We start from the raw sequence: 21553 nt of genomic DNA, 5'->3' as shown, positions 1-21553 counted from the left end.
TAGGGGTGGAAGGTTTGGAACAGGCACGCTATCAGGAAATTGCCATTGATATAGCTCACGCCATCATGATGGGAGAATATCACGAAGGGGAAAGAATTCTTGGCCGTTCAACTTTAGCAGGGAGGTATAATGTCTCGCCGGAAACCATTCGTCGAGCCATCGCCATATTGCAAAATGTTGGCGTGGTTATGGTGAATCAAGGCGTGGGGATTACCGTAACATCGAAAGCTATGGCAGAACGATTTCTCAAATCGTTTGATCAAAAAGGAGAAATTCAATCCTTTATAGAAGATTTAAAAGGTCTAATGGATCAGAGGCGAGAAAACGATTTAAAGATTGAAAGTCATCTCAACAAATTGCAGGGATATATGGATCGTGTCATGTCCCGCTGGCTAGATGTTGGAGAAATTGAAATAGGTAAGACCTCTTCAGCGATAGGGAAAACGTTGCGGGAATTAAAGATTCGTGAGCGCACGGGGACAACGGTTGTAGCGGTGATTCGAGACGGTTTTGAACAGTTTTCACCAGAGGCTGGCTTTGTACTCCGTGGAGAAGATGTCCTGCTAGCGGCAGGCTCAGCTGAGGGTCAAACTAAGTTGCGGCAGTTAATTCTGTGATTTGGAGTGTGCGAAGTGTATCCGGGTATTGATATTATTGAAATTGAACGAGTGGAGCAGGCGTTTAAGCGGCAACCTAAGTTATATGAACGTCTTTTCACAACACAAGAACGGGAAAACTTAAGTGGTAAAGGCGTCCAGAGTTATGCTGCCCGTTTCGCTGGTAAGGAGGCTGTACTTAAAACATTGGGGACGGGTCTGCGGGGATTATCTTGGCATGATATCGAAATTTTGAGCGATGTAAGTGGAGAGCCTCTGGTCTATCTCAGTTCCAGAGCTCTTGATTTGGTCAAGGCCCGTGGCGGTTGCCAAGTGCGAGTGAGTTTATCCCACGATCGTACGAAGGCAGTGGGGTTCGCAATTTTAAGCTAGGGGATGAATGATTTCATTCATTGGTATGGGTTACGACTAGGAAGGAACGGAAGTTTCTCTGATTTGGAGAACACGCAAAGTAAAATTATGTCGAGGTAAAAAGAGAGAATCGGGGTGGGGAAAGTGCGTGTGGTCAGCGTGGAACAGATGCGGCAGATCGAAGAAAGGGCCATTCATCAGTATGGCATTCCAAGTTTGCTTCTTATGGAAAATGCAGCCTGGGCTGTGGTCGATGAAATTCGGCGTTGTCTCCCCAAGGATGAGGAGGGAGATTTAAACGGCCGTAAAGCAGTGATCTTAGTTGGGAAGGGGAATAATGGCGGAGATGGCTTGGCAGTTGCTCGATTGTTAGTGTTCCAAGGCATGGATGTTACCGTCTTTCTATTTGCACAGCCTCAGGAATTCAAAGGAGACGCTGCCTTAAATTTGCGCCTTTTTCAAGGAACAACAGGAAAATGCTTTGAAATCAAAGGGGAGAAACAACGCCGTTTAACACGTTTTGCCTTGGCGCAAGCGGATGTTGTTGTGGATGCGCTTTTCGGAATTGGAATGCGTGGTGCGTTGCCCAGTTTAATTGAGGAGTATGTGAGTGAAGTGAATCGGGCGCCAGGATGGGTGATCTCCATCGACATTCCCAGTGGAGTGGAGGCCAACACGGGTAAAGTCTACCGTACCGCGATTTGCGCCCAAACCACGGTTTCATTTGGACTCCCTAAGTGGGGTCTTTTTCTTGGTGAAGGTCCGGATTATTGTGGCAGGGTTGTTGTGGATCCAATTTCTATTCCTAACTCCTATCTTCAAGATGAAGGGATTTCTACGTTTGTTTTAACCGATGACGATGTTCGCGCTCTGCTCCCCGTTCGAAAGCTAAAGGGACACAAAGGAACCCATGGCAAAGGAATTCTTGTTGCTGGGTCTAAAGGAATGAGTGGAGCGGCTGTTCTCGCTGGACAGGGGGCTCTGCGCAGCGGCATAGGACTGTTGCAGATTGTTACTCCTCATGGGATTGCGCAAGACGTGGATGCTAGAATCACGGAAGCGACGGTTTGGTCGGCGTCAGGAGAGGATTCCCTTAATGAAGAAGCTTGGTCCGTGATCTTGAAGCAAGCTGAGAAGGCCCAAGCTTTGGCTGTTGGTCCAGGCTTAGCGCAGAATCTTCGGTTTATATCCGTATTAGATGAAATCTTGAAAACTATAAGTTGTCCGGTTGTCTTGGATGCGGATGCCCTTAATCTAGTAGCGTTAGAAGCAGGTTTGCTAACTTCGAGGAATGGCAGAGGTCCTTTGATCCTTACACCCCATCCAGGTGAAATGGCCCGGCTCTGTCAATGCAGCGTGGATGATGTCGAGAATAATCGTCTGGATTTAGCAGTGGCCAAAGCCGTCGAATGGGAGGCGGTGGTTGTTTTGAAAGGCTCCGTGACCATTATTGCTTCCCCGGACGGTCGCGCCTTTTTCAATCCAACTGGGAATCCAGGACTTGGAACCGGGGGCACAGGGGATGTGCTTACAGGCAGCATACTCGCATGGTTGGCCCAAGGGGTTCCGCCACTTGAAGCAGCCTGTTTGGGAGTCTATTTACATGGGAAATCGGCGGATAGCTTAGCGTCAGAGTATGGGTGGTCAGGATTCACGGCATTAGAAGTTGCAGATTACCTCCCTAAAGTGCGACGCGGGTTAGAATTGAAGCCTTTAGACGGAAAGAGGGGATGAAATCATGAGATTGCGACAGGTCTGGGCTGAGGTGAATTTACAAACACTTAGAGAAAATTATTTCAAACTTCAGGCGTATACCCAAAGTGAAATGATGCCGATTGTCAAGGCGGATGCTTATGGACATGGTTTAATTCCTGTTGTGAAAACGTTAATCGCGTGTGGGGCACGGCGTTTTGGGGTTGCTCGCTTGGAAGAAGCGTTGGAAATTAAAGAGGTGTTTCCAGAGCTCACGGTTATGGTCATTGGGGCTACCGATTTGGAACAGTCGGATACCTTGGTAAGGGAAGGGATCATTCCTTCAATTTTTCAACTGTCTCAGGCCCAAGCGCTCTCTGATGCGGCCGTGAAACAAAACCAAACGGCGAAATTACATATAAAGCTTGACACAGGCATGAATCGAATCGGATTTCGCGAGGCAGATTTGGCAAAGATCCTTAAAATTTCAGCGTTGCCCAATCTATTTATCGAAGGGATTTTCACTCATTTTGCCACGTCCGATCAAAGTGATTTGTCGTTTGCCAGAGAGCAACTTAAACGCTTTGAGGGTCTTTATGCCAAACTCAAGAGTTCTGGACTTAAAATTCCAATTCGCCATGCGGCAAACAGTGCGGCGATCCTTCAATTCCCGGAATCTCATTTTGAGTTGGTTCGCCCAGGTATTGCCCTTTATGGCCTCTCCCCGTCTGCTCAAGTTGGCGGTAATGTTGGGTTGGAACCCGTTATGTCTTGGAAAGCAAAAGTGTCTAATGTCAAAAGCATAAAGACAGGAGAAACCGTAAGTTATGGCCGCACATTTCAAGCGGCCTACCCTACGTGTGTTGCGACAATCCCGGTAGGATATGCGGATGGATTGCGTAGGGCACTTTCTAATCATGGTGAAATGCTAATACATGGTAAACGATCGATGATGATTGGGCGGGTCTGTATGGACCAAACCATGCTCGAAGTGACCAAGATTAAGAAAGTGAACGTGGGTGACGTCGTCACAATTTTGGGTAAAGATGGCTATGAACAAATCACAGCGACAGAAATGGCAGATTGGCTGGGGACTATTAGTTATGAAGTAATCTGCGGGATCTCTAAGCGAGTTCCTCGCATTTATCTCGATCCTACGGAGAATAACTAATGCTTGAATTTTTTCTTAACTGTAGGAGGATCTCACACAGTGAAAAATAAACATAATACCTATAATTCGTTATTTCATTGGCATAGTTTTCGCTTAAAATTAGTACTTGAAGGAATCTGTGTGGGGATTTTGACGGGCCTTGTGGTGGTTCTATATCGTTATGCTCTGGAACGGGCGGGGGTCATGCTCACAGAAGTATATCGTGATTTGTCCCAAAGACCTTGGTTAATTCCCATTTGGGTGGTGGCTTTGGTTGGGATAGGCTATGTTGTCGGTTTGATGGTTAACTATGAACCTATGATTAGTGGTAGTGGGATTCCTCAGGTTGAAGGGGTCTTGTTACGGAAACTCAATATGCAATGGTGGAAGGTTATCATAGGAAAGTTTATCGGAGGAGTTTTGGCCATAGGTGCAGGTCTCTCTATGGGACGCGAAGGACCCTCTGTTCAATTAGGTGCGGCCGTCGGTCAAGGTTTTAGTAAAGTCTTCAAGAGAATTAAGATCGAAGAAAAATATCTCATCACCAGTGGAGCAAGTGCGGGTCTTGCTGCAGCCTTTAATGCTCCTTTGGCAGGGGTCATGTTTGCTTTAGAGGAGGTGCATAAAAACTTTTCTCCTCTCGTATTGCTTTCCGCTTTATCCGCAGCCTTATCGGCTGATTTCGTGACTAGTCAATTTTTCGGTCTGAAACCGGTGTTTCACTTTGCAAATTTGATTGTTTTGCCTCTTAAATCTTATGCTTCAATTATAGTATTGGGAGCGATCGTTGGGGTCCTAGGGGTAGTTTTTAATAAAACGCTCTTAAGGACGCAGGATTTATATACAGGGCAAAAATGGCTCCCGAAAAGGTTCTGGATAATTATCCCTCTCTTAATTTCCGTAGTCTTAGGATTTAGTTTACCTCAGGTCTTAGGTGGAGGGCATGAGCTGATAGCGTCGCTAGTTACTACTGGGAATTTCCCTCTTGCGATTCTCTTAGTCATACTGGTCAGTAAATTTTTGTTTACAATGGTAAGTTTTGGATCTGGTGCACCCGGAGGAATTTTTCTCCCTTTGCTTGCCATCGGCGCGGTAATCGGGAATATCTATGGCGTGGTACTTGTTCAGCTTTTCCATTTTGATAATGGCTTTATTAACAATTTTATCATCTTGGCTATGGCGGGTTACTTTACAGCGGTAGTTAGAGCTCCAATCACCGGGACGATTCTAATTACAGAAATGACCGGCACCTTCAACCATTTGCTTTCTTTGGCAGTTGTATCAATCGTAGCCTATATGGTAGCGGATCTTCTAGGTTCAAAACCAATCTATGAGTCCTTACTGGAAAGAATTTTACAAAAACAAGGTGAGGGGATAGCTAACGGAAATGAGAAAACAAAATCTATCTTAGAGTTTGCAGTGTGTATGGGCTCGATACTGGATGGGAAACAAATCAAAGAAATTAAATGGCCGTCAGATTGCTTACTAGTTTCGGTTAAACGTGGAGAACAGGAGATAATACCCAAAGGGGATACGATGATTTGCCCGGGGGATTACTTGATTGTCCTGACGAATGAGGATAAAGTTTCTAAAATCAACGATGCTCTGCTTCAACTAATAGGATGCTGTGAAATTGAGACACCCCGAAAATGAGGCAAAGTTAGCTTGAATTTATGAATATTAAAGGGCTGCAACAAACTGGTAAACAGGTTACGTTGCAGCCCCTTTTTCACTCATAAAAATCTCGAATCGAGGCATATTAGATACTTACGGGTTTGCAATTATTCGCTCTTAATGGATAGGAGAGGAGTAACATGGAAAAAAATGCGAAAATCTCCGGAACTCAAGTTTCCATGCTGATGTTTGTTTTTGTTAGTTCTACAATAATAATTTATGTTCCAGGTTTTACAGCAAAAGAGGCTAAAGAGTCCGCTTGGTTAGCGGCTTCAATACTCCCGTTTACCTTCGGATTTATAACACTTTGGGTAATTTATAAGCTAGGAAGCTATTTTCCTAAACTTACGATCTTCCAATATTGTGAAGTTATTATGGGTGAATTTTTAGGCAAGTGCTTTGGAATAATCTACATAATATTCTTGTTGGTCATGGATGTTTTAGTTCTTAGGGAATTTTCGGACTTCCTAGTTATTACAACACTACCTTTGACTCCGAGAATATGGCTCCTAGCCAGTATTGTGGCCGTGGCAACTTATGGCGCGTATAAGGGATTAGAGGTTATCGTTCGGGCAGTTCAGTTTATATTGGGTATTTATTTGCTAGGGTTTCTGCTGTCTGTCCTGTTTGCTTTAACTAATTTTGAGGCAGGTAGATTATTACCCATTATGGAAGAGGGTCTATTGCCAATAATCCGAGGTTCAATGGCACCGTCGTCTTGGTATGGAGAGATTTGTCTACTTGCGATGCTATTTCCTTTTGTCAACAAACCTGTGGAGCTAAAGAGAAAGGGATTCATAGCACTATTTGCAATAACCTTATTTGTAACTGTAGACGTGGCAGTTACCATAGGGGTACTCGGATCTGGTTTAACAAGTGCATTGGCACAACCTTTTTGGGTCGTAACAAGGAGTATTGAAATTGGTGAGGTTGTACAAAGGTTAGAAAGTTTTCTTTTGGTTTTTTGGATCAGTGGAATTATCATCAAAGCAACGTTGCTGAGTTATTTAATATGCTTGGGCCTAACACAAGTTTTCGGATGGAAAAGACTCAAAGTGGTTTTAGGAATCAGTGCGATTTCTGAACTATTTATTGCAGAGGTTCTTCTAGGTAATGCTTCGCAAGTAAGTGTTATTTTAAGTAGTTATTGGCCCCCCTTTGCTATGGTATTTGAATTGGTCATACCCACGTTTCTACTAGGAATTTTCAAGGTTAGAAAAAAACATTTAGGGGGATAAAGAAAACGAGCTTTCTCTTTTGATAAATAAAACAAAAGAAGTTCATATTAATAGCAAGTCTTATCATAGGGAAGGGGGGCTCACAAATAAAGCTTAAGTCGTTGATTAAAAAGGCCCTTGGTTTTTCCGGAGAAAAAGGATTAAAAAAGCCAGATCAAGTGCCCCCAGAAAAACACCCACTGTCCACTTCTCTGGAGCAAAACTTAATGGAATTACAGAAAATCTTTGATTTATGCGCAGACATTGTCTTTAGAAAGTTCACACTTAATTGTGAACCGCCTATAAATGCTATCGCTGTATTTGCTGATAGTATGATTGATGAAAAAATCGGTAGTGAAGCTATTCTAAAGGCCATCATGCAAGAGACAACCTCTTTACCCTCCAATGTACAGATAACAAAATCGAACGCGATCCAGATTCTCAGTGATCGATTGTTGACCGTAATGAGCACAAAAGACACCAGCGACTTTCTCGAATTGGTGGATTTTGTCCTTAAAGGGGGAGTTGCAATCATAATAGATGGCTCGCCCCGTGCCCTTATTTGTTCTGTTGGTAGTCCTGAAGGAAGAGCAATTGAGGAGCCGATAACTGAACCTGTCGTCAGAGGTCCAAGAGACGGCTTTGTCGAGGATTATCATACTAATTTATCCTTAATACGTAGAAGGATAAAATCCAGTAGGCTTAAAGTTGAGTTAATCGAAGTTGGAGCAATTAGCAAAACTACCGTAGCCCTTTGTTACATAAAGGGTATTGCCCAAGATAGCCTAATCGAAGAGGTCAAAACTAGAATTAGCAGGATAAAAATCGATGCAGTTCCTGGTAGTGGAACTATAGAAGAAATGATAACGGACCAGCCGTTTAGTTTATTTCCGCTTGTACAGTATTCGGAACGTCCTGACAAGATCGCCGGTTCATTAATGGAGGGTAGGGTTGCAATTCTTGTGGATAACACTCCGATGACACTAATAGTTCCCACTACCTTTATATCTCTATTGCAGTCCAGTGAGGATTATTACAACGAATTTATCTTTGCTTCTTTTATTCGGATCATAAGGTTTATGGCCTTAAATATGGCCTTAATGCTGCCGGCTGTAACCGTAGCAATAATGACCTTCCATCAGGAAATTATCCCAGACAAACTCATGGGTATAATAATAATCACTAGGAAGGAATTACCTTTTCCTATATATGTAGAAGTACTACTTATGGAGATGTTTTTTGAGATTTTAAGAGAAGCAGGAGTAAGGTTACCTAGAACCATTGGACAATCCGTCAGTATCGTCGGCGGCTTAGTTATAGGCCAAGCTACGGTAAATGCTGGTTTTGTTGGGTTCGAACCGGTGATTGTCGTAGCCCTAACAGCTGTGGCATCTTTTGCTATACCAAATTATGCGGCGGGAACTGCAATTCGCATTTTAAGATTTGGTCTCATTATTTTAGCAGCTTTTTTAGGTGGGGTTGGCGTTATGCTGGGGCTGATGTTTATTTTGTTCTATCTCTGTGGATTGCGCTCGTTTGGGGTACCTTATTTATCTCCGATTGCCCCCTTAAGTCCTGGGGACTTGAAAGATACCTTTATTCGTGCCCCTTGGTGGGCAATGCTAACTCGTCCACGCTTAACAGGGGCAAAAGAACCTGCCAGGATGGATACCAATCAAGGCCCTACTAAGCCAAGCAAAGGAACGGATTAACATGGAGCAAAAGGCAAAAGTCACAGGAACTCAGGTTTCCATGTTATTGTTTATTTCTGTTACTTCTACAATAACAATATATGTTCCGGGATTTACGGCTAAAGAGGCTAAAGAATCCGCCTGGCTTGCGGCTTCAATTATTCCGTTTGCCTTTGGATATCTAACGCTTTGGGTCGTTTATAAGTTAGGAAGATCTTTCCCCAAACTTACGATCTTCCAATACTGTGAAGTTATTATGGGTAAGTTTATAGGAAAGGGTTTAGGAATAGGTTACATACTATTTCTGATAGGCATGGATATTTTGGTAGCCAGAGAATTCTCTGACTTTTTAGGAGTTACAACCCTACCTCTAACGCCGAGAATTTGGCTCCTAACTAGTCTCGTGGCCTTAGCAACCTATGGCGCGTACAAAGGCATAGAGGTTATCGCTCGGGCAAGTCAGTTCGTATTGGGAATTTATTTGCTAGGTTTTACAGTAGCAATCTTGGGTGCTTTAACTAATTTCAAGGTAGGGAGATTACTACCCATTATGGAAGATGGGCTATTGCCAATAATAAGAGGCTCAATTGCACCGTCATCTTGGTATGGAGAAATGTGTCTGCTGGCAATGCTTTTTCCGTTTGTTAACAAGCCCATGGAGCTCAAGAGAAAGGGAATTATAGCCTTGGTGGCTGTAACCCTGTTTGTAAGCTTTGATGTGGCAGTTACTATAGGGGTACTTGGATCTAGTTTAGCAAGTGCGTTTGCACTTCCTTTTTGGTCTATGGCAAGGGGTATCGAAATTGGTGAGGTTTTTCAAAGGCTTGAAAGTTTCCTTTTGGTTTTTTGGATCACTGGAATTATCATCAAAGAAGCACTTCTATGTTATCTAATATGCTTGGGGCTAACACAGGTTTTCGGATTTAAAAATTCTACAGCAGTTTTAAGTATTAAGGCTGTTTTTGTAGTGTATATTGCTGACTTTATTCTAGGGAATACTGCACAGGTACACATTATCCTGACCGATTATTGGCCCTTTTTTAGAATTGCGTTTGAGTTGTTTATCCCGGTGTTTCTTCTATTGATGGTTAAACTTAGGAAAAAGCCCTTGGGGGGATTAAAAAAGTGAGGTCACTAATTAGGATTGGCATGCTTGTCATTTTTCTGCAAATGCTCTGTATTGGATGCTGGGATCAAAGAGACGTTAGTAACCTTGCCATCATTACGGTCTTAGGGTTTGATAGGATTACTGATGAGGACGGTGTGGACAAATGGCAAGTATCTTCCTTTGTGATGCAGGCTGGTAAGGCGGAGGTTGGTGGAGGAGGGGCAGGGGCAGGGGGAAGGGAAGCTAAACCGGAAATTGTATGGAGGGGTAAGGGGTTAACGATCTCAGAGGCAATTCGGGATTTCACAAAAAGGTCGCCCCGGTTTCCCTTTTTTGCAGATACCTATTCGGTGATCATTGGGGAAAGAGCAGCAAAAGAAGATTTATTGTCTATTATAGATTATTTGAATAGACTCAGGGAGTATCGTCCGGGCTCTTATGTTATGATTGCCAAAGGAGATGCAAGTCCACTATTTGAAACAGAACCTGAGGCATCTATCTCAGTATCGAGAAATTTAAAAGAGTTAGCTCAAGGCTCAGCAGAAAGCACGGGGATTGCTGGAGGGGTTAAGCTTATGGATTTTACTTCAAATCTACTGAGTACTGACAGGGATCCGGTTGCTCCAGAAGTCAGGTTGATTAACCCCCAAGAAAAAAGGGGTGAGGAATTAGCAGGGCCTAAAAAAGCTGTATTAGTTGAAGGGATAGGAATATTTAAAGATGCCAAATTGGTTGGCTGGTTAGATAAAGAAGAAGCTATTGGATATAATTTAATAACGAATGAGATTAATAGAGGGGCTGTCACTATTCGGGTACAAAAGGAAGGTAAATGGTTTGCGTTTCTAGTTGAAAAATCAAAACCTAAAATTAAAGCAACATTAATTGAGGACAAACTAAACATCAATGTAACAATTGAAGTTAAGGGTAGAATTATTGAGGATAATGGAGTTGATCTGGCGCCTAGCGAAATAGGGCAAATCGAGCATACAATTTCGGAACAAATTGGACAAATGGTTACGCATTCAATAGAAATGCTTCAGGGATATGAAGCGGATTGTCTGGGCTTTTCCGAAAAGTTACATCGCTATAGTCCGAACGACTGGAAAAAGATTAAATCGCACTGGAGGGAATTGTTTGCGAGTGCTAATGTCGTTGTTCAGGTGATAGCTACGGTAGAGAATACGGGAAGGCTTGGACAAAGACTGGAGCTTAAAAAGTGATTTTGTAATACAATTAATCTCTTAAAAATACAAAATACATTAAGGCTTCCAGTTATTTAAAACTCGCAAATATGTTAAAATTAAAATTAAACTCGATAAGCAGTAGAACAACAAGAATACATTATAATTTGATAAAATTAGTTTTCAATTGAAGTATTTATGCTACAATTTTTATCATAGAAAACTAAAGCTCCAATAAAGGGTGTGTATTAATGCAAAGTTATGGTTTACCAAAGAAACAGGGTCTTTACGATCCAGCATTTGAACATGATGCGTGCGGCATGGGATTTGTTGTTAATATCAAGGGGGAAAAGTCTCATGATATTATTGATGAAGCCTTAACTGTACTGGAAAACTTAAGCCACAGAGGGGCAAGCGGAGCAGATGAATATACAGGCGACGGTGCCGGAATACTGGTCCAGATACCTCACGATTTCTTCAAAAGGGAATGCGATGGGCTGGGTTTTGATTTGCCGGAAAAAGGAAGCTACGGCGTAGGTATGGTATTTGCCCACAAGTATGATGATTTCAGAAAAACGCAGATGGAAACCTTCGAAAAAATTGTTCAGGAGGAAGGCCAAAAGATCCTGGGCTGGAGAGAAGTTCCCATCGATAAGACGACTATCGGCGAAGGTGCAAAAGCCGTCATGCCCAGATTCATCCAGGTCTTTATCGGCAAGGATGATGGTATATCGGATGACATGGATTTTGAAAGAAAGCTTTATATGATAAGAAAACGGGCAGAGAAAGTCATTGTTCCGATGAGTGAAGACAAGGGGGGCACATTCTATATCTCAAGCCTTTCCTCAAAGACCATTGTGTATAAAGGCATGCTTACAGCTGAACAGCTAAGAAATTTCTATCTTGACCTTGCAGATCTTGATTTTGCATCGGCGCTGGCTATGGTTCATTCAAGGTTCAGCACCAACACCTTCCCAAGCTGGGAAAGGGCACATCCCAATCGATATCTCGTTCACAACGGCGAGATCAATACCATTCGCGGGAATGTTAACTGGATGAAGGCGAGACAGAAATGTATCGATTCACCGCTTTTTGATGATCTCTCAAAGGTCTACCCTATCGTCGACGAATCAGGCAGTGACTCTGCAATGTTCGACAATAGCCTAGAATTCCTTCACCTTACTGGAAGGTCGCTTCCTCATGCTGTGATGATGATGATCCCTGAGCCTTGGGAAAAGAATGAGCTGATGTCTAAGGAAAAAAAGGACTTCTACCAATTCCATGACTATTTAATGGAACCTTGGGATGGTCCTGCGGCCATGGCTTTCTCTGACGGTGTGGTCATCGGCGGAGTGCTGGACAGAAACGGACTTCGACCTTCTCGATATTATGTGACTAAAGATGATAAGGTTGTCATGGCTTCGGAAGTCGGAGTCATTGACATCAAACCTGAAAATGTCAAATACAAAGGTCGGCTGGAACCGGGCAAAATGTTGCTTATCGATACCGAAGCGAAGAGAATCATCTCCGATGACGAAATCAAGAAAAGTGTATCGATATTACATCCCTATGCAGAATGGAATAACCGTCATATCGTCCGTCTTAAAGATATACCGGTTGAGAACGTGAAGGCAGAGAAAGTAACCGAGGACCTGATTAAGCTGCAGAAAGCCTTTGGATATACATTTGAGGATATAACGAAAATAATTCAGCCTATGGTGATACAAGGCGTTGATCCTGTTGGAGCCATGGGTATGGATTCGCCGCTCGCTGTGTTATCTGAGAAACCCCAGATGCTATACCTTTACTTCAAACAGCTTTTTGCACAGGTCACCAATCCCCCTATCGACGGAATAAGAGAAGAACTCATCACTTCAAGCAGCATACTCCTTGGGGATACTGGAAATCTGCTGGATCCCGATCAAAGAAATTCAGCCAGTCTATTCTTGGAGCATCCGATACTGACCGATGAACAGCTGAATACGATTAAGCATCTCAATAATGACAAGTTTAAAACAGCTACCCTATCCATCCTTTATAAAGCCTCAGAAGGGGCAAAATCGATGGAAAAAGCATTGGATAGGATTTTTAAAGAAACTGATAAAGCGATCAGCGAAGGGGCTAATATCATCATCCTCTCTGACAGAGGCGTCAATGAGAGCTATGCACCCATCCCAGCACTTTTAGCGTCTTCAGGGCTTCACCAGCACTTGATCAGAAAAGAGATCAGGACCAACCTTGGAATCGTACTGGAATCGGGAGAACCAAGGGAAGTGCACCATTTCTGTACCCTTATCGGGTATGGTGTCACAGCCATTGATCCGTATATAGCATACGAGACCATTAAGGATCTTTCCGAAAAAGGGTTGTTGGACGGACTGACTTATGAAGAGGGTAAAAAGAACTTCATAAAGGCTTCTGTAAAAGGCATGCTTAAAGTTCTCACTAAAATGGGTATTTCAACCGTGCGAAGTTACCACGGATCCCAAATTTTTGAGGCAGTTGGTCTTAGAAAGGATCTTATCGACAACTACTTCACGATGACCCCATCAAGAGTGGAAGGGATAGGTCTTGAAGAAATCGCTCTAGAAAATCAGATGCGGCATGAAAGCGCCTATCTTGAAAATTCGCCGTATACAGACACCCTGGAAGTTGGTGGATATTTCCAGTGCAAAGAGAGCGGAGAAATCCATAGTTACAATCCCGAAACCATTTATCTGCTTCAGAAAGCATGCCGGGAAGGAAATTACTCTTTTTATAAAGATTTCTCCAAAAAGATAAACGAAGAAGAACTATACACCCTAAGGAATCTTCTTGATTTTAAGTACCATGCAGGGGATACTATTCCTGTTGAAGAAGTGGAATCGGTTGATTCCATCGTCCGAAGGTTTAAGACCGGGGCAATGTCCTACGGCTCCATCAGCAAGGAAGCTCACGAATGTCTTGCTATCGCCATGAATAGATTGGGCGGAAAGAGCAACACCGGTGAAGGTGGAGAGGACATCGAACGATTCAAGGTCATGGCAAACGGAGACACCAAAAACAGCGCCATTAAGCAGGTTGCCTCAGGACGTTTCGGCGTGACCAGCAACTACCTGGTGAATGCTAAAGAGATACAGATAAAAATGGCTCAGGGAGCAAAACCCGGTGAAGGCGGCCAGCTTCCGGGACGTAAGGTTTATCCGGCAATTGCCAAGGTAAGGCATTCAACACCGGGCGTAGATCTTATTTCACCACCGCCGCATCATGATATCTATTCGATTGAAGATCTAGCTGAGCTTATCCATGACCTGAAAAATGTTAACAGGGATGCGCGGATTAACGTCAAACTCGTTTCTGAAGTTGGTGTTGGAACAATTGCTGCAGGGGTAGCGAAAGGAAAAGCTGACGTAATCCTGATTAGCGGCTACGACGGAGGAACCGGAGCTTCCCCAAGGACGAGTATTAGGAACGCAGGACTTCCGTGGGAGCTTGGACTTGCTGAGACTCATCAGACTTTGGTTCTCAACAAGCTGAGAGACAGAGTAGTCTTGGAAACCGATGGAAAGTTACTCTCTGGAAGAGATGTTGTCATTGCGGCAATGCTTGGAGCAGAAGAATACGGCTTTGCAACAACACCGCTTATTGCACTGGGATGTGTCATGATGAGGGTCTGTAACCTCAACACTTGTCCGGTAGGGATAGCCACTCAAGATAAGACATTAAGAAAAAACTTTACAGGGAAACCGGAGTATGTTGAGAACTTCATGCGATTTGTCGCGCAGGAAATGCGTGAAATTATGGCTAAACTGGGCTTTAGGACCATTAATGAAATGGTTGGTCGAACAGATAAACTTAAAACCAAAGAGGCTATTAAGCACTGGAAGGCCTTGAATATCGATCTGTCTCAGATTTTGTATCAACCGTATGCGGGTGCCGATGTCAGTCGATTCAACACCCAGACGCAGAACCATATGCTGGAAAAATCACTCGATATGAAAAAGCTCCTTAGGATTTGCAAGCCGGCGCTTGAGAACCAAAAATCCGTAAGGGCTAAACTGAAGATCAATAATGTAGACAGGGTTGTCGGAACAATCATTGGAAGCGAAATCTCCAAGAGATACGGTGAAAATGGACTTCCAGAAGATACAATCAAGCTCACCTTTGTAGGCTCAGCCGGACAGAGTTTTGGAGCGTTTATTCCGAAAGGGATGTCTCTGGAACTTGAAGGAGATGCGAACGATTATTTAGGAAAAGGGCTTTCCGGCGGTAAAATTGTGGTTTATCCTCCGAAGACTTCTGACTTTGATCCAGAGAAAAATATCCTGATCGGAAATGTCGCCTTTTACGGGGCAACTTCAGGAGAAGCCTATATCAACGGGATCGCAGGGGAAAGATTCTGCGTAAGGAATAGCGGAGTTAAAGCGGTTGTTGAAGGTGTGGGTGACCATGGCTGTGAGTATATGACAGGCGGCAAAGTGGTTGTTCTGGGTAAAACAGGAAGAAACTTTGCAGCGGGAATGTCGGGTGGTGTAGCCTATATTCTGGACTTTGACGAAATATACTGCAACAAGTCCATGGTGTTACTGGAAAAAATCGAATCTGAAGAGGAATTGAATGAAATTCAGAAAATGATTGAAAAACATGTTGAGTATACCGGCAGTCCACAGGGCAAGAAGGTTCTTGATGACTGGAAAGACTTTTCGCTGAGATTCAGTAAGGTCATTCCTAAAGATTACAAAAGCATGCTTGAAAACATTGATAAGGCTCACAAGGCGGGTTTAAGCGGTGAAGAAGCTTTGATGGTCGCGTTCGAAGAGCATTTTAAAAATTAAAGGACTTTAGGAATTAAGGTGGGACTTATAATGGGAAAAGCTACTGGATTTTTAGAGTATGAAAGAATAAATCCAAAGAAACGATCTCCAGAAGAAAGAATCAAAGACTGGAATGAACTAAGGCTCCCCCGGGATCCTGAGGTCATAAAAACTCAGGGTGCGAGATGTATGGACTGCGGAGTTCCTTTTTGCCATGGCGGGGTTCTGTTAAACGGCATGGCATCGGGATGTCCACTGCACAATCTTATTCCTGAGTGGAATGAACTGGTTTATAAGGGACAGTGGGAGGAAGCTTACAGAAGGCTGACAAGAACCAGTCCTTTCCCGGAATTTACGTCAAGAGTGTGCCCTGCGCCGTGTGAAGGCGCATGCACAGAAGGCTATATCATGGAGTCTGTTACGATTAACAGTATTGAATATGAAATTATTGAGAAGGCATTTGCCGAAGGCTGGGTAGCACCGAAAAAAGCCAAAGCAACCGGAAAGAAAATCGCGGTTGTTGGTTCAGGCCCTTCTGGGATGTCAGCGGCCTATTATTTAAATGCAGTAGGGCATGACGTGACGGTGTATGAAAGAAACGACAGAGCTGGCGGACTGATGATGTACGGGATACCCAACATGAAGCTCGAAAAACGAGTCGTGGAAAGGCGCCTTGAACTCATGAAGGCATCTGGAATCCAATTCGTGCTGAATACAGAGGTGGGCAAAGACATCAGTGCTCAGGAACTGGTTGACAGGTTTGATGCAGTTGTGCTGTGTGCAGGTGCAACTAAGGCACGTGGTCTGGAGGTTGAAGGAAAAGAACTTAAGGGTGTTCACTTTGCGGTCGATTTCCTGAAGGTTAATACCAAAAGCCTCCTTGATTCCGATCTTAAGGACGGCAACTATATAAGCGCCAAGGGCAAGAATGTCATTATCATTGGCGGAGGGGATACAGGAACTGACTGTGTCGCCACATCCATACGGCATGGTTGCCAGAGCGTCTACCAGTTTGAAATTATGCCTGAACCGCCTAAAAAGAGAATAGAAGAGTCTAATCCATGGCCGGAATGGCCGATGAAGCTTAAAGTGGACTACGGCCAGGAAGAAGCGATAAGCCTTTATGGAAAGGATCCGAGAAATTACCTCATCTCCACGAAAAAGATTGTCGGAAATGAGAACGGTGAGGTTAAAGAAGTTCATACTGTGGAAATAACCTGGGTTAAAAACTCCTCCGGAAGAATGGTTCCTCAAGAAGTTTCGGGTAGCGAAAAAGTTTGGAAAGCTGACCTTGTGCTTCTTGCCATGGGATTTTTAGGCCCGGAAGATATGATTCCGAATGAGCTTAAGCTTGAGAGAGATTCCAGGAGTAATGTGAAAGCGGAATACGAGGTTTTCGAGACCAATGTGGAGAAAGTATTCACCGCAGGCGACATGAGAAGAGGACAGAGTCTAATTGTCTGGGCTATCCAGGAAGGAAAGCTTGCCGCAAGGGAAGTCGATAAATACCTTATGGGTAAAAGCGCGATCTAATAGGGGAGACTTCGCTTTAGCACCGCTCATCCGGGCGCTCGTGGACCAAACTAATTGCTCAAGCGCAGTATGGGGTGAGCGGGGTTCCCGCCAAATTCGCCATCCGACGACCATGGATGGTCTAGTGTCGCCGGAGCCAAGGATGGCGGGAGGCGACCTTGGCTCAGTTGGCGGCTTCGCACATCGTGTGCTCAGCCCCGCTATGCATGTCGCGCTTTCACAAAGTTTGGTAACCACTTGCTGAAGGATTCGCTAACGCTAAAGCGAAGTCTCGGGCTGGGAATTCTGGAAGGAAACAAGCGGCCATATGGAAATTTAAACATAAAACCCGCAGTCACGTCATAAGTTGTGGCAAGGGGGTGAAGGCCGTGTTTGATCTAACCACTGGGATGAGTTATGGATTTTTTATACTTTGTCTAGTGCTCGGCTGGGGTGCTGCCGGAGCCCTTGATTTCGACGGTATTTTGCGACGTACGACGTCACGCTGGGGACGGCTTCTGCTCCGTTTTGGGGTGGCCTTAGTACTGGCTGAAGGGTTCCGACTATTCTTAAGCTTTGTGCTTGGTCCGATACTCGATATGTTTGTGAATCAAAGTATCAATGGATTTAAGGCCTTTTAATTTTTAATACATACAACGCTGTCAAAAGCTCTGCTAAGCAGGGCTTTTGCTGTCTTTTAAAGCATGGTATAATCTTACAAAGGGAAGTTAGGGCAAAAGGGGGACGGTCCTATGGTCTAGATAGGCGGTGTATATCGCAATGTCGATGTTTACATATCTGGGGCAAGACATACTCCGCCATCACCGAATGAAGCATACAAACAGGTTAAGAATTTCTATATTGATTTACCGTGCAAGGCTGAAATGAACGTTATAGAGCTTGCGGCATGGACTCATGCGGAGTTTGTGAAGATACATCCCTTTGTTGACGGCAACGGTAGAACTTCAAGACTGATTATGAACGATCAGTTGATGGTTAATGGGTTCCTTCATAGCGGCTTTGGAAGAACAGAAACTGGACTTCTATAATAAGAGCAATTGAGCAACAGCAAATAAATTCATAACATTTCTGAGAATTGCTAATTAAAATCAGTGGTGGAAGGGAGTTCGACAATGAGAAAGCTGAAGGTAACAATCTTGGTGGAAAACACGGTAGGGGTTCCCTTGGGGCTCTTGTCAGAGTGGGGTTTGTCAATGCTCTTAGATTTTGGGGATGAGCGTATATTATTCGACACGGGAGAACAGGGCAATCTCATGAGTAACGCCCAGATCTTGGGGCACGATCTTCGGCAAGTTGATCGATTGATCTTAAGCCACGGACATTATGATCATACGGGAGGACTTTTAAAGTTCCTACAATATAGGGGAAGAATTCCTGTATACGCTCATCCGGATTTGTTTATCGGACACTACGGACGGGGATTTAATGGGCAAGGGGACAAATATAACGGTGTACCGTTTTGTTCAGAGCAACTTGAGAGTGCTGGGGCTGAGTTCCACTGGCACAGAGACCCTGTGGAGTTGAGCCCTGGACTTTGGTTAAGTGGTGAAATTCCCCGTGAATCGGCCTTTGAACAAGTGGATGACAGACTAGTAGAGATTAAGGAGGGGAAAGTCGTTCCGGACACTATTCCTGATGATTTCAGCCTATTCTATGTGACAGACCAAGGCTTAGTCATACTTCTCGGTTGTGCTCACTCCGGTCTGGTAAACATTGTAGAACATGCGAAACGGGTGACCGGTGAGGACAGAGTACGAGCGATCATTGGCGGGACCCATCTCGGGCCAGCCGCTCCAGATCAGCAGAAACAAACGATAGAGTATCTTAGAGGGCTTGATTTAAGTTGTTTGGCTCCTAATCACTGCACTGGATTGGGCATGTTGAGTAAGTTAGCGGCTGAATTCCCAGGTGAGTTCGCCTGGGCTTCGGCAGGAAATACGTTGGAGTTCTAATATGACATTTCATCTATAAATTAATCGAGCAGAAGTGGCTCTTTTTCTTTTTGCCATTACGATGGTTAAGCATATAAAGAGTTCTTCGCTATTGCTCCAATCTTAAATGTCTGTGCACTAAATGACCATAATTTTACTTTAATAGCAGGAATATGGTGATTCACGCAGAAGTATGTCAAACAAGATGAGTTCTGAACAGATAGGATTGCTAAAATAATAACTTAAAAGTAATACTTCAATAATATGTATTGAAAATATAACCTATGGGTAATATAATGTTAGTGAGGTTAGAATGATGAACCGCATGGGAAACATACTTTATCCTGAAGTTTTCAACTCAAAATATATCCGGACACATTTTGAGTTTGAGGTTGACTTAACAAATATGCTGGAAAGAAGCGGACAGAAGGCTGATTTCTGGGGGAAATATAAGCAGAGACTCCGTTTCCTAGATGAACGGAAAGAAAAATGTGTTTTGAAAAGTGATTGGTTTGAAGAGCTGCGGCAGGCGGAAGGTTTATATTCGATGATATTTGATAAATCCCAAAAGAATATCCGCATCCTTTTTGCTTTCATAGAATATAACAAAGTTAAATATGCCCTTTTGCTTTGTGCTTTTGAGGAGAAAGATAATAAGAAAAAGAGTCAGTACTGCTATAGTACGAGGATCCCGATAGCACAAAAGCGGCTTAAGGAGGTTTTATATAATGATTAACATCACAAGTTTACCGGACGCCTGGGAAATGGTTGAACGACTTGGCGGAAAAGAAGCATGCGAGAAAGACGAGTTGTATGATATCTATTACAAAATTTCGACCGCTATCTTCGACTATCGACTGAAGTATGATCTGTCCCAAAAAAAGCTGGCGGAGAAGTTAGGAGTAACTCAACCTATGGTTGCCAAACTGGAGAGCGGCGATTACAATTACACCGTCGAGCAACTCTGGAAACTTGCTACGAAACTTAATTTTAAGCTCAGTATTGACTTCGAAGAAATTAAACAGAATGAGTATTCAGTTTTCTCTAGGGAGGAAATTCAGGATGATATAGCCGATTATGAGATGGATTTTTTGGCGGTGGGATCATGAATTCAAAGAGCGTATTGGCAGACTTTCAGTTTCTGGGTAATAGGGTTAGTAAGCTGGTTTTGGATACCAGACTGATTGAGGAGGAAAAAGGACGTGCTGAAGTTACAATTGACTTTGATTATAAAGTCAATGAAGTTGAGACGAAGGAAAACAAATTCTTGGCAACTCTGAGTTTAATTATTCAGGTAAAGGCGAAAATCAAGAATAAAATCCTTTTTAGAGTTGAGCTTGAGATGGATGGTCTATTTGCAGGTGACGCTAGGGAAATTTCCCAAGAGAAGTTCATGAATATGCTTGAAATGAATGGGTTAGTTACCTTGCTGCACATTTCAAGAGCTTATTTGTTGAGCGTTACATCTCAGTCGGGTATTCAGCCTCCTGTAAAAATACCCATGATCAATGTGTTAAAACTTAGGGAGAAAAAAGCACGGCAGATGCAAGACGAAAAAATCAGGAATGGGATTACGGACGATTAATGAAAAAAGCAGTTATTGAGTTAGAAAAGCAAAAAACGCCCAGATTGGTTTGCATCGGTCCGGGCGCTTTTGTGATGAGAGCTTCTCAAAATTTTGTCCATTCTTTGAGTTATACTGTTCATAGAACTAATCTAATGGTTGTGTTGCCTCAGGCATCATGGCGGATGCTAGCCATGACTATGAGATGGATCTGTTTTTACTCGTGTCAAATATCTTCATCGTTTGGAACGACAACGTCAGATAGTTAAGGCCCTTGGTGCAAGAGGATTTGTTGCCTAGTTCTGAAGGAGTTAAGCAATTCTTAACAGCTAGGCGTTCCATTCGCAGGTATAAAAAGGAGGCCGTGAGTCACGAACTCTTAGAAGAGCTGATTGACTTAGGTCGTTATGCACCTACTGGGAGCAATAAACAACAGGTGCATTGGACCGTCTTTGAAAACGCTGCAGAGGTTAGACGACTTGTGCCGTTGGTGATTGACTGGGCAAGATTAATGGCTCCAAAAATTCCGGATCAGGCTACAGCCAAGAGTATGGAGAGCTTAGCCTTGGCTTGGGATAAGGGAGAAGACGCAATACTTCGTGGGGCGCCTCACTTGATTATGGTTCATTCTCAAGGCGATATCCCATCTGCCCATGCCGACTGCGTGATATCCTTAACCTATCTGGAACTTTATGCCGCTTCTAAAGGGTTGGGAACGTGTTGGGCCGGCTATCTTACATCAGCCGCTAACGTATACCCGCCGCTGCGTGAAGCTTTAGGTCTGCCGGAAGGACATCGCTGTTTTGGTGCGGTTATGCTTGGTTACCCACAGTATAAGTATTATCGTCGTCCTAAGCGAAACGCTCCCTTAGTTACTTGGCGTTAGGTGCATAGAATAAACCTCCGGAATCGTTAAAAGGTTCAGGAGGTTTTTCTGTTGGGGAAGATCCGCACTAAGATATTTCGCATAAATGTTTGCAGTAAACTATTTTTGGTTGATAATACTTATAAGAGTGCTACAATTAATAGGATTGACTAGGATTAAAGGAGT

Annotated in this window: 19 protein-coding genes; all 19 read left to right on the top strand. The window is 43.6% G+C overall.

Features of this window, described 5'->3' with window-relative positions; all coding sequences use genetic code 11:
• Positions 1–14: 14 nt before the first annotated feature.
• The 19 genes from DSOL_RS04095 (at position 15) to DSOL_RS04010 (ending at position 21388) form a co-directional block, all read left to right on the top strand.
• The gene (locus DSOL_RS04095) at positions 15–617 is read left to right on the top strand and encodes a GntR family transcriptional regulator (protein ID WP_075363625.1); all 603 of its coding nucleotides are present in this window, start codon (positions 15–17) and stop codon (positions 615–617) included.
• A 15-nt stretch (positions 618–632) separates the two neighbouring features.
• Entirely contained in the window at positions 633–989 is a 357-nt protein-coding gene (acpS, locus tag DSOL_RS04090; protein ID WP_075363624.1) for a holo-ACP synthase, read from the top strand.
• Positions 990–1112: 123 nt separating this feature from the next.
• Positions 1113–2702, top strand: a complete 1590-nt coding sequence (locus tag DSOL_RS04085) for a bifunctional ADP-dependent NAD(P)H-hydrate dehydratase/NAD(P)H-hydrate epimerase (RefSeq protein WP_075363767.1) — start codon at positions 1113–1115, stop codon at positions 2700–2702.
• A gap of 4 nt (positions 2703–2706) precedes the next feature.
• Positions 2707–3831: an alanine racemase gene (gene alr / locus DSOL_RS04080; RefSeq protein ID WP_075363623.1), complete on the top strand. Its 1125-nt coding sequence runs from the start codon at positions 2707–2709 to the stop codon at positions 3829–3831.
• A gap of 39 nt (positions 3832–3870) precedes the next feature.
• A complete protein-coding gene (clcA, locus tag DSOL_RS04075; protein ID WP_075363622.1) occupies positions 3871–5463 on the top strand; it encodes a H(+)/Cl(-) exchange transporter ClcA in 1593 nt (530 codons plus the stop codon).
• A gap of 161 nt (positions 5464–5624) precedes the next feature.
• On the top strand, positions 5625–6722 hold the full coding sequence (locus DSOL_RS04070) for a GerAB/ArcD/ProY family transporter (RefSeq protein ID WP_075363621.1): 1098 nt from the start codon (positions 5625–5627) through the stop codon (positions 6720–6722).
• 206 nt (positions 6723–6928) lie between these two features.
• Positions 6929–8413: a spore germination protein gene (locus DSOL_RS04065; RefSeq protein WP_235838680.1), complete on the top strand. Its 1485-nt coding sequence runs from the start codon at positions 6929–6931 to the stop codon at positions 8411–8413.
• A gap of 1 nt (position 8414) precedes the next feature.
• Positions 8415–9521 carry a GerAB/ArcD/ProY family transporter gene (locus DSOL_RS04060; protein ID WP_075363619.1) on the top strand — a complete coding sequence of 369 codons (1107 nt, stop codon included), beginning with the start codon at positions 8415–8417 and terminating at the stop codon, positions 9519–9521.
• Complete coding sequence (locus tag DSOL_RS04055) at positions 9518–10720, top strand: Ger(x)C family spore germination protein (RefSeq protein ID WP_075363618.1); 1203 nt, start codon at positions 9518–9520, stop codon at positions 10718–10720. Before DSOL_RS04060 ends, DSOL_RS04055 begins: the two co-directional genes overlap by 4 nt.
• Before the next feature lie 212 nt (positions 10721–10932).
• Positions 10933–15495 carry a glutamate synthase large subunit gene (gene gltB / locus DSOL_RS04050; RefSeq protein WP_075363617.1) on the top strand — a complete coding sequence of 1521 codons (4563 nt, stop codon included), beginning with the start codon at positions 10933–10935 and terminating at the stop codon, positions 15493–15495.
• A 30-nt stretch (positions 15496–15525) separates the two neighbouring features.
• On the top strand, positions 15526–17007 hold the full coding sequence (locus DSOL_RS04045) for a glutamate synthase subunit beta (protein WP_075363616.1): 1482 nt from the start codon (positions 15526–15528) through the stop codon (positions 17005–17007).
• A complete protein-coding gene (locus tag DSOL_RS27080; RefSeq protein WP_170871438.1) occupies positions 16958–17251 on the top strand; it encodes a hypothetical protein in 294 nt (97 codons plus the stop codon). The genes DSOL_RS04045 and DSOL_RS27080 overlap by 50 nt, the downstream gene beginning before the upstream one ends.
• Before the next feature lie 124 nt (positions 17252–17375).
• Positions 17376–17627, top strand: coding sequence for a hypothetical protein (locus DSOL_RS04040; protein WP_235838679.1), 252 nt, complete (start codon positions 17376–17378; stop codon positions 17625–17627).
• Between the two features lie 120 nt (positions 17628–17747).
• The gene (locus DSOL_RS04035; RefSeq protein WP_345788360.1) at positions 17748–18035 is read left to right on the top strand and encodes a Fic family protein; all 288 of its coding nucleotides are present in this window, start codon (positions 17748–17750) and stop codon (positions 18033–18035) included.
• A gap of 84 nt (positions 18036–18119) precedes the next feature.
• On the top strand, positions 18120–18959 hold the full coding sequence (locus DSOL_RS04030; RefSeq protein WP_075363615.1) for an MBL fold metallo-hydrolase: 840 nt from the start codon (positions 18120–18122) through the stop codon (positions 18957–18959).
• A gap of 292 nt (positions 18960–19251) precedes the next feature.
• Positions 19252–19674, top strand: a complete 423-nt coding sequence (locus DSOL_RS04025; protein WP_207649598.1) for a hypothetical protein — start codon at positions 19252–19254, stop codon at positions 19672–19674.
• The gene (locus tag DSOL_RS04020) at positions 19667–20047 is read left to right on the top strand and encodes a helix-turn-helix transcriptional regulator (RefSeq protein WP_075363613.1); all 381 of its coding nucleotides are present in this window, start codon (positions 19667–19669) and stop codon (positions 20045–20047) included. The genes DSOL_RS04025 and DSOL_RS04020 overlap by 8 nt, the downstream gene beginning before the upstream one ends.
• Entirely contained in the window at positions 20044–20523 is a 480-nt protein-coding gene (locus DSOL_RS04015; protein ID WP_083642298.1) for a protein-export chaperone SecB, read from the top strand. The genes DSOL_RS04020 and DSOL_RS04015 overlap by 4 nt, the downstream gene beginning before the upstream one ends.
• A gap of 256 nt (positions 20524–20779) precedes the next feature.
• Positions 20780–21388 carry a nitroreductase family protein gene (locus tag DSOL_RS04010; RefSeq protein WP_282433522.1) on the top strand — a complete coding sequence of 203 codons (609 nt, stop codon included), beginning with the start codon at positions 20780–20782 and terminating at the stop codon, positions 21386–21388.
• The last annotated feature ends 165 nt before the right edge of the window (positions 21389–21553 follow it).

Source organism: Desulfosporosinus metallidurans (genome assembly GCF_001936615.1).
Lineage (GTDB): Bacteria > Bacillota > Desulfitobacteriia > Desulfitobacteriales > Desulfitobacteriaceae > Desulfosporosinus > Desulfosporosinus metallidurans.
Note: the sequence above shows the minus strand (reverse complement) of the source record. Positions and strands in the feature narration are given on the sequence as shown.

Excerpts from the sequence above, each read along its gene's own strand:
- DSOL_RS04070 (WP_075363621.1), top strand. The coding sequence starts at position 5,625 with ATGGAAAAAAATGCGAAAATCTCCGGAACTCAAGTTTCCATGCTGATG.
- DSOL_RS04015 (WP_083642298.1), top strand. The coding sequence starts at position 20,044 with ATGAATTCAAAGAGCGTATTGGCAGACTTTCAGTTTCTGGGTAATAGG.
- DSOL_RS04020 (WP_075363613.1), top strand. The coding sequence starts at position 19,667 with ATGATTAACATCACAAGTTTACCGGACGCCTGGGAAATGGTTGAACGA.
- gltB (WP_075363617.1), top strand. The coding sequence starts at position 10,933 with ATGCAAAGTTATGGTTTACCAAAGAAACAGGGTCTTTACGATCCAGCA.
- DSOL_RS04025 (WP_207649598.1), top strand. The coding sequence starts at position 19,252 with ATGATGAACCGCATGGGAAACATACTTTATCCTGAAGTTTTCAACTCA.
- DSOL_RS04045 (WP_075363616.1), top strand. The coding sequence starts at position 15,526 with ATGGGAAAAGCTACTGGATTTTTAGAGTATGAAAGAATAAATCCAAAG.
- alr (WP_075363623.1), top strand. The coding sequence starts at position 2,707 with ATGAGATTGCGACAGGTCTGGGCTGAGGTGAATTTACAAACACTTAGA.
- DSOL_RS04065 (WP_235838680.1), top strand. The coding sequence starts at position 6,929 with ATGGAATTACAGAAAATCTTTGATTTATGCGCAGACATTGTCTTTAGA.
- DSOL_RS04060 (WP_075363619.1), top strand. The coding sequence starts at position 8,415 with ATGGAGCAAAAGGCAAAAGTCACAGGAACTCAGGTTTCCATGTTATTG.
- DSOL_RS04030 (WP_075363615.1), top strand. The coding sequence starts at position 18,120 with ATGAGAAAGCTGAAGGTAACAATCTTGGTGGAAAACACGGTAGGGGTT.